The sequence below is a fragment of the Cupriavidus phytohabitans genome (assembly GCF_017815025.1).
In the GTDB taxonomy this organism is placed as follows: Bacteria; Pseudomonadota; Gammaproteobacteria; order Burkholderiales; family Burkholderiaceae; genus Cupriavidus.
Genome location: NZ_JAGIQB010000213.1, coordinates 1 through 917 on the forward strand (window position 1 = coordinate 1; position 917 = coordinate 917).

1 protein-coding gene is annotated in these 917 nt (G+C 55.0%); it reads right to left on the minus strand.

Going from position 1 to position 917, the window contains the following annotated elements; translation table 11 throughout:
• Positions 1-458 precede the first annotated feature (458 nt).
• Entirely contained in the window at positions 459-833 is a 375-nt protein-coding gene (locus tag J8I34_RS34200; RefSeq protein ID WP_209808598.1) for a RidA family protein, read from the minus strand.
• Positions 834-917 lie beyond the last annotated feature (84 nt).

A 917-nucleotide genomic window follows, 5' to 3' on the forward strand; every position in this document is an offset into this window, starting at 1 on the left:
TCAGCGGAAAGCTCCACCGCCCTCTACTCCGCGCCTCAAATTCCCCGCCTGTACACCAGTTTCGACTTTAGCTCCTTAACGGAATGACTCACAGCCTTCCGGCTGCGTATGAAAGAGCTACCCGCCGAAGTGGCTGAGTTTCTTGAGCGCCTGGGGCGCGTTGCTGAAGCCGAACCCCAAGGTTTTTAACGCTCCCCGGAATCGTTGACGACCTTCCTTCGTTCTACGGCAATACGCACTATTTGGTGCACACGTCAGTAACAACCCCTTACCTCGAAATTCCCAGGGTCTCAGGCTCCATGTCTCGCTGCGGAGACGGACCTACTTCCGTATAAGGGGATGGTCTAGAACTACCAACTCTTCAGCGGGAAAAAAGGACTTGAAGCCGCGCTAGCGGCTTCAAGACAAAGTGGCCGACGAGTGCACGGTTCATCAGCCACGACGGAATGCAGCGCCCCTTATGAAGGTAGATCTACGTAAGCGACAATTTCTATAAGCATTTCGGGATGTACGAAGTCTTTCACCACAACGCTTGACCGATTTGGATAGGGTGCAACGAAGTGCTCGCGATACACAGCGTCGACCGCTAGCATGTGTTCTGCTTCTTTTAGGTAGATCAGAACCTGCGCGACATCCCCGAGAGTTGCCCCCGCTGCAGCGCACGCAGTGGCCAGGTTACGGAACGTCAGTCTCGCCTGTTCTTCGACGCCACTTCCGGCAATGCCGCCCTTTCCATCCACCGGACCATGCGCGGTGAAAAGTAGATTTCCAGCTCGCGAAGCCCAGCTAAAAGGCTGCCGCATCGCGGGCAGGCCTGTTTCAACGAATTGCATTCTCACTCCTTAGCAGGCTGCTGAAGTACTAGCCGCGCAAAAAGCGAAGCTTGCCTCTACAAGGCTGAAGGGCTCGCTATTTTT